Source organism: Geomonas propionica, from assembly GCF_016458235.1.
In the GTDB taxonomy this organism is placed as follows: Bacteria; Desulfobacterota; Desulfuromonadia; order Geobacterales; family Geobacteraceae; genus Geomonas; species Geomonas propionica.
Genome location: NZ_JAEMHK010000029.1, coordinates 1 through 6,861 on the forward strand (window position 1 = coordinate 1; position 6,861 = coordinate 6,861).

Consider the following 6,861-nt stretch of genomic DNA (forward strand, 5'->3'; position numbering starts at 1 on the left):
CGTGCCCGTACAAGTTTGCAACGTGCCCGTACAAGTTTGCAACGTGCCCGTACAAGTTTGCAACGTGCCCGTACAAGTTTGCAACGTGCCCGTACAAGGTTTCAACGTGCGCGTACAAGTTTCCAACGTGGCCGTACAAAGTTCCAACGTGTCCGAGCAACTTAGAACTCCCGTCAATTAAAAACATATACGCCTGGAGGGGGATGGGAGGGTGCGAAGGGAATCGGTGTGAGAGCCGGGGGGATGAATAAAGGGGGTACCTGACCGGTACCCCCCAAAGCGGTGCGTTCTTCCGGATTGCCAGTGCTTGCGACCGAGGGGCGACGAATCGGTCTCCTCCGGTCAGCCACCATTAACCGGTCAACTCTGCTCAACGTCCTGAACGTTGCCATCTTCAGACGGCCCCTGGGGCGCGCTCGCCCTGGTGATGTTCCTCCGTTCCTTGGCGAGATCGAACCCCGACATGACTAGTATCTCGGGATAACGGATAGCAGCCGCCTCCAAAACCGATGCGATCTCGTCCATGTACGCGATTAACTGCGCCTGGATAACCTCTCGCTCGGCGATATCAAGCTTGCTGGAGTAGTGGGAGGCCCTTTGGTACACCTCGTGGTACTTTGCCGCCAGGGCCAGAAACAACGACAGCAGTTCGGGATTCGCCGCCCATACCGATGGCGGGATCTGCGGGTTGTCGGTCAAGCACTTCCACACCCTCAACAAGATGTTGTAGAACTTGCTTGGAGTCTTGCATCGAAAGGTTCTCAGAATTCTGCTTTGCGATGGCCGTACCATGTCGCTACCTCCTTTACCCAGGTTGGCTGGGTTGCACCTTGCTGCGCCTCTGGACATTAACAAAAACACATGCGTCAGTATATGAGGCGACGTCAATTTTTCAAGCGGCGGGAGGACCGGAAATTTTCTGGTGACTTTTTTTGGGGGACCATCTGATGTAGGTACGCTTCAATTGGGAGATGAGACAATGAGGCGAAGGGGTCAGGCACGTTTTAATGTGCGGGATGTAGACCGTACATTCTACAAAGGCAAGGGGACCGGCACCTGCGGAGCCAGTCCCCTCCCCCGTCACGGTTTGAAGCCGCCGATCACGTCACGCTTCGACTGTCGCTTGTTTCTCACCTTTGCCAGATCCGACGACGTCAGCGGCGTATCCACATAGTGGGTCCAGTCACCTACCCACGGAACTGGTAGGGGCTGGATTAGCAAGTCGTGTTCAATCCCGCAACGCCCTCTATGCGATGACCACACCCAATTCACTGCGGTTTCTACTAAACCTGCCCGCACCGGATTGCCTTCTATGTATCTGGCTACCGTTGTTAGATATTCGTCCCGTTGCACACCAAAGCTCTTGAACCGGCCCTGCCAGAGGTGTCCACTGCTGTGGTAATGCTGGTGGTACCGGCGGACATGCGTGGTCAGGAACCATTGCATCGCTATGCTCACGTTCTCTCCCTGCCCCGCCTCGAGCAGGAGATGGAAATGATTCGGCATGACGCAGTAGGCGTAGAGCTCGATCCCATGCCGCTCTATCACTTCGCCTAGCAGTTTCAGAAAGGCAACATAGTCTCCGTCTTTGTGGAAGATGCGCTGTCGGCCGTTGCCTCTATCAATGATGTGATAAATGCCGCCGTCGGCGAATGTCCTTAAGGGGCGTGGCATACGGCTTCTCCTGTGTCGAAAAGGGGGACTGTAAAGGCTAGGGGACCAGTACATGGCGGTAAGGCAAGGGGGACTGGCACCTGGCGGAGCCAGTTCCCTTTTAAAAAACATTCGAAGGGGTCAGGCACTTTCTAATGTGCGGAATGTACAGGCATCCTTAAAGTCAAAGGCAAGGGGGACTGGCACCTATCGGAGCCAGTCCCCTTTCCCTATTAGGTCTTCCGGTCCAGGCTACGGTACTGGATTGCTTCGGAGATGTGGCGCTCTTGGATGGACTCGCTTCCTTCGAGATCGGCGATGGTCCTTGCTACCTTGAGAATCCTGGTATAGCTCCGTGCGGAGAGACCGAGGCGGTCGGTTACGACCTCCAGCATTCGGGATCCCGCCGCGTCGGGGTCGCAGAACTTGCGGATCATCCGGGCGGTCATCTGGGCGTTGCTCCTCACCTTGGTCCCCTTGAAGCGCTCCTTCTGCACCTCCCGCGATTGCGCCACGCGCGCGCCGATGGCCGCGGAGCTCTCGCTCTCGCCCCGGTCGGCAAGGTCGCGGTATTTCACGGCCGGCACTTCGATATGGATGTCGATCCGGTCCAGGAGCGGCCCGGAAACGCGGGAGCGGTAGCGGTGGATCATCAGAGGCGTGCAGGAACATTGGTGGATGGGGTCGGAGAGGTAGCCGCAGGGGCAGGGATTCATCGCGGCCACCAGCATGATGCGGCTTGGATAGGTGACCGAGGAGAGCGCCCGGGAGATGGTGACCCGGCCATCTTCCATAGGCTGGCGCAGGACCTCCAGGACGTGTTGCTTGAACTCGGGGAGTTCGTCCAGAAAGAGGACGCCGTTGTGGGACAGCGACACCTCCCCGGGCTTGGGGGTGTTGCTGCCGCCGATCAGTCCCACATCGGAAATGGTATGGTGCGGGGAGCGGAAGGGACGAGTGGAGATGAGCGCATGCTCCCGTTCCAAAAGACCCATGACGCTGTAGACCTTGGTGGTCTCGATCGCCTCTTCGAAGAGCATCGGAGGGAGGATGGAGGGGATGCGCCGGGCCAGCATGGTTTTGCCGGACCCTGGCGGACCTATCATAAGTAAGTTATGTTTGCAGTACCAAGTCGGAGCGTGCTATCATCGCACCTCCGATTGGCATCAACTTCACATGCGGAGGGGGCAATGGCAAGAGCGTTTTCCTACACGAGATTCAGCCGACCAGAACAACGCAAAGGTGATAGCCTGCGGCGCCAGACAGAAGCAGCCAGAACATACGCAGAGCGGAACAATCTTCTACTCGACGAATCTTCTTTCCGGGATCTCGGTCACTCAGCATACCGGGGCAGTCATGCTGAGATTGGCGGATTGAGCCAGTTTCTTGAGGCAATCGAAACGGGATATGTGAAAGCGGGGGATTACCTGCTGATCGAGAACCTGGACCGGCTTTCGAGGCAATCTGTAGACGAGGCCTACGAACTCTTGCGGCGGATCTGCAACAAAGGGATCTCGGTTGTCACACTCGCAGACGGGAAGATATACGACAGGGAGGCTCTTAGCCGCGACTTTGCGTCACTCCTGATAGCTCTTTGCTTCTTCGCCAGGGCGCATGATGAAAGTGCGGTCAAGTCCGACCGTCTCGTAAAAGCATGGGCGCAAAAGCGCAAGGAGATAGCAGCCAAGCCCATGACCGGAAAACTTCCTGGGTGGTTGCGTCTCAACGATGAGAAGAAGATCGAGGTTATACCGGATCGGGTTGAAGTTGTTCAAGAGGTGTTTGATAGGTACTTAGACGGTGTAGCTCCTGCTGTGATTGCTCGCTCATTGAATACTGCCGGTGTTGAATGTTGGGGCCTTGGTAAACAGAAAGCGAGCAAGTGGAATACCTCCTACATTCAAAGAATTCTAGATCATGAATCTGTAATTGGGCGGTTTACTCCCCACAAAATTGCGTATGAAGGAATCCAGAAGAAACGGGTGCCCCTTGATCCGGTTGAGAACTACTTCCCCGCTGTGATAGATCCTGGGATCTTCTACCGGGTGCAGGAGGTACGGAAACGGAACAAGCTGAAAAGGAAAGCTACAAGCGGCCTCAGCAACGCCTTCTCTATGCTGTTCCGGTGCCGGACATGCGGGAGCTACATGGTCCGTGTCAACAAGAACAGCAAGACAAACTGGCAATACCTTGTCTGCGGTGGCGCAAAGGCCGGATACCGAGACGAGGAGAGCGGGTTCAGGCTATGTCCAGGCGGGTACGATGCCGTCAGGTACGATGTGCTTGAACGGGCTTTCGTGGAAGCTGTTCTTGCCGGCCACTTCGTATCCGAGAGCGGGGCTGCACTAGCGGCAGTTGAAGTTGAGATTACGGCGAAAAGAGAAATCCGGGATCGCAACTTGGAACGCATTACGAATCTCACAAGCGGGATCATGGATGGAACGTTGAAGGGTAGCACGCCGCTAATGCGCGATATGCTGAGGCCTGACGGCACCGCAGAGCACTGGACTGTGGCAGAAGAGATTAACCTGCTAGAGGCTGGGGTGCGCGGTGCTGAGACTGCTATTGAGCGCCTGGAACTCGACCAGGAAGCACTGAAGCCCCGCACGGTGGATCTGAAGCTAGAGGAACTGAGGCGTGCAGTGGCTAGGCCGGAGATTGACCGGCAGAAGGTCAACATCCTGCTGTTGGCACTTTGCAACGGAGCAGAGCTGAACACTGCGACAAAGGAAATGACATTCCGGCTGCGCCACTCGGAGACGCCGGTGTTGGCGGGGTGGGGAAACTGACCCACGCACGCGCACCGCGCCGCAAGTGCCTGAATTAATTAACTTTTTCAAAAACCCTACGGGCGGATGCGTAAAAGGGATCTCGCGTGGCCGAGCGACCCCACACTAAGACCGCCCCCACCTCCTGAGGATCGCTTGCAGAGGGACTTTAGGACCGGGTGAAGGGGTAGACCTGGGGGTAAAATGCACTTGCTGTTCATTGGGTCGCTGATGTTGGTTCATACCTGCGCTGCGGTCTGGTTCTACCGGCGCGGTCGGCATGTGGCCGGGACGTTCAACCTGAGCTGTATCAGCTTCCTGTTGTACGTGTTGAGCCAGAAGCCTTAGAACGCATGAGCGCAGTGCTGTCTGTAGAACTTACAGGACGTGGCATTGACAGCAGCACCGCGAGCAGTAAACTGAGGTTCGTCTAAAACTCGTATAATACGAGGTGGCGAAATGAAGCGCGGACAAAGAGCATGGCTGCTCTTATGGGAGTGGTCAGATCATGCGGCACTGGAAGATCGGATTGCTGGCATTCTTTCGCCTCGCTTGTCTAAGCAAACAGTGGGGGGCTTGGTCCAGCAGCTTTATGCAGTTAACTTCTATGATGCATCTGAGCAGGCTGCCTACGCTAAGCACCCCAAAGAAGCTCCATATCAGGTGGTGTGGTACGAGGACCAATGCACTTGTGGGCGTAGTCCCTTGCTGATCGCAATATATGTGCACGACCTGCTAGTTACCGAAGATCCTGAATCAGGCTTAGAAACAATCACGTGTGTTATACCCGCTCTTTATCAATGGAATGCATCCTTGGGCGGAAAAGTTCAGGTACGTAACGAGGCAGTCCAGACGATCAAAAGAGCGGTTAAAGGGCCTTTCAGCAGCAGAAAAGTAGGACGCCACACCTCAATATGAATGAGCATGAAGAACTGAAAAAGCTGTCTTTGGAAGTGGCTCAACTGCAAGAGAGCTTGATCGAGTTAGGGGATGCAGTCCAGGAGGAGACCTGCTCATTCTCCTCCTGGCTGAAAAGCACCTTTTTATTCGTAAATCTTCCATTTGATGTTATGGCTAAGCGTGCAGAGAGGCTCGTAGCTGAGTTCGTTGTCGTGAACCAACACTTCCTCGCATTCGAGACTAATTTCCTAAAACATCTACCTCAAGCCCGACAAGACGTTTACGTATTATTGAAGCAATATCACCAACAACTCTTCAAGGCTGCGAGCATCTTACTAAGGAATCAGCGAGGGTGCTTGGAGGCATCCAGAGGGAAAAGCAAAATTTCCTTTGACGAGGGAAGACGTAACAGCAACGAATACAATGAAGCGACGCTGGAGTACGCAGCAACTGGTGCAAGGCTTCAACCTTATATTGAGGACTTGTTCAGCACGTAACCTCTAAAGTGCCACGCGCTTTACAGCCTACTACAAGAAAGGCCACTCCCTAGAGTGGCCTTTCTTGTTATGGATGCTTTGTCACAACCGCCACCCTGACGATCAATAGGGCACGCCCTCACGATAGGCCCAGAAAAGACTGAAATAGCCTATCACCAGGGTTGACTCTGCTGTTTTGATAGTGTATTATCAAAACATCTTAAATGCTATTGATAGCGGAGGGCAAATGGCGATCATCGGTTATGCAAGGGTATCGACCACAGATCAAAAATTAGACGTTCAGCGCGACCAGCTCAAGGCTGCAGGCTGTGAGCGGATCTTTGAAGAGAAGGAAAGTGGGGCCAAGCAGGATCGCCCTGAGCTGGACAGGATGCTTGATTTCGTGAGGGAGGGTGACACGGTAGTCGTGGCTAAACTCGACAGGATCGGCAGAAGCACCGCCCACGTGCTGGGACTCGTAGAAGAGCTGAACAAGAAGGGCATCGGCTTTAGGGCACTGAATAACAGGGACATCGATACCACTACAGCCTCCGGTCGGTTGGTCCTGTCGATCTTCAGCGCAGTAGCTCAGTTCGAGCGGGAGATGATGTTGGAGCGGCAGGCCGACGGGATCGCCAAGGCAAAGCAGGCCGGGAAGTACCTGGGCAGAAAGCCTACCGCCAAAGCAAAGAGCGCTGAGGTGATGGCACTCTTAGGACAAGGCAAGACCAAAGAGGCGGTTGCTACAGAGCTGGGGATCGGGGTTGCTTCCGTCTACCGCATCGCCAAGGCGCACAAAGCGGGGAAGTAGAACACAGGGCCGGGGAGATACCCGGCTTTTCCATTTTGGGATCTAGATGGAAAGGCCCCGCCTCTATCAGAGGTGGGGCCTTTGTTATTCCAAGATCGCAAGTTCATCTTCGGTGGATTACCCACCCCAGCAGGGACAAGACATTTCATCTTCGGTGGATTACCCACCCCAGCAGGGACAAGACATTTCAACTTCGGTGGATTACCCACCCCAGCAGAGACAAGACATTTCAACTTCGGTGGATTACCCACCC

At 54.9% G+C, this 6,861-nt stretch carries 6 protein-coding genes and 1 pseudogene; 4 read left to right on the top strand and 3 right to left on the bottom strand.

Features of this window, described 5'->3' with window-relative positions:
• Nucleotides 1–360 precede the first annotated feature (360 nt).
• The 3 genes and pseudogenes from JFN90_RS21935 to JFN90_RS21945 all read right to left on the bottom strand — a co-directional run.
• The gene (locus tag JFN90_RS21935) at nucleotides 361–711 is read right to left on the bottom strand and encodes a hypothetical protein (protein ID WP_328756072.1); all 351 of its coding nucleotides are present in this window, start codon (nucleotides 709–711) and stop codon (nucleotides 361–363) included.
• A 369-nt stretch (nucleotides 712–1,080) separates the two neighbouring features.
• Nucleotides 1,081–1,674 (bottom strand): REP-associated tyrosine transposase, encoded by a 594-nt coding sequence (locus JFN90_RS21940; protein WP_199397271.1) that lies wholly within the window; start codon nucleotides 1,672–1,674, stop codon nucleotides 1,081–1,083.
• 212 nt (nucleotides 1,675–1,886) lie between these two features.
• Nucleotides 1,887–2,762 (bottom strand): annotated as a pseudogene (locus tag JFN90_RS21945) (YifB family Mg chelatase-like AAA ATPase); the annotation flags it as partial.
• 81 nt (nucleotides 2,763–2,843) lie between these two features.
• Between JFN90_RS21945 and JFN90_RS21950 the strand changes: the two are divergent.
• The 4 genes from JFN90_RS21950 (at nucleotide 2,844) to JFN90_RS21965 (ending at nucleotide 6,608) form a co-directional block, all read left to right on the top strand.
• Nucleotides 2,844–4,442, top strand: a complete 1,599-nt coding sequence (locus JFN90_RS21950) for a recombinase family protein (protein WP_199397273.1) — start codon at nucleotides 2,844–2,846, stop codon at nucleotides 4,440–4,442.
• A gap of 438 nt (nucleotides 4,443–4,880) precedes the next feature.
• Nucleotides 4,881–5,339: a hypothetical protein gene (locus JFN90_RS21955; protein WP_199397274.1), complete on the top strand. Its 459-nt coding sequence runs from the start codon at nucleotides 4,881–4,883 to the stop codon at nucleotides 5,337–5,339.
• A complete protein-coding gene (locus JFN90_RS21960) occupies nucleotides 5,336–5,818 on the top strand; it encodes a hypothetical protein (RefSeq protein WP_199397275.1) in 483 nt (160 codons plus the stop codon). The genes JFN90_RS21955 and JFN90_RS21960 overlap by 4 nt, the downstream gene beginning before the upstream one ends.
• Before the next feature lie 226 nt (nucleotides 5,819–6,044).
• Nucleotides 6,045–6,608, top strand: coding sequence for a recombinase family protein (locus JFN90_RS21965; RefSeq protein ID WP_199397276.1), 564 nt, complete (start codon nucleotides 6,045–6,047; stop codon nucleotides 6,606–6,608).
• Nucleotides 6,609–6,861 lie beyond the last annotated feature (253 nt).

Coding starts and splice junctions, on each gene's coding strand:
- JFN90_RS21955 (WP_199397274.1), top strand. CDS start 4,881: ATGAAGCGCGGACAAAGAGCATGGCTGCTCTTATGGGAGTGGTCAGAT.
- JFN90_RS21950 (WP_199397273.1), top strand. CDS start 2,844: ATGGCAAGAGCGTTTTCCTACACGAGATTCAGCCGACCAGAACAACGC.
- JFN90_RS21940 (WP_199397271.1), bottom strand. CDS start 1,674: ATGCCACGCCCCTTAAGGACATTCGCCGACGGCGGCATTTATCACATC.
- JFN90_RS21965 (WP_199397276.1), top strand. CDS start 6,045: ATGGCGATCATCGGTTATGCAAGGGTATCGACCACAGATCAAAAATTA.
- JFN90_RS21960 (WP_199397275.1), top strand. CDS start 5,336: ATGAATGAGCATGAAGAACTGAAAAAGCTGTCTTTGGAAGTGGCTCAA.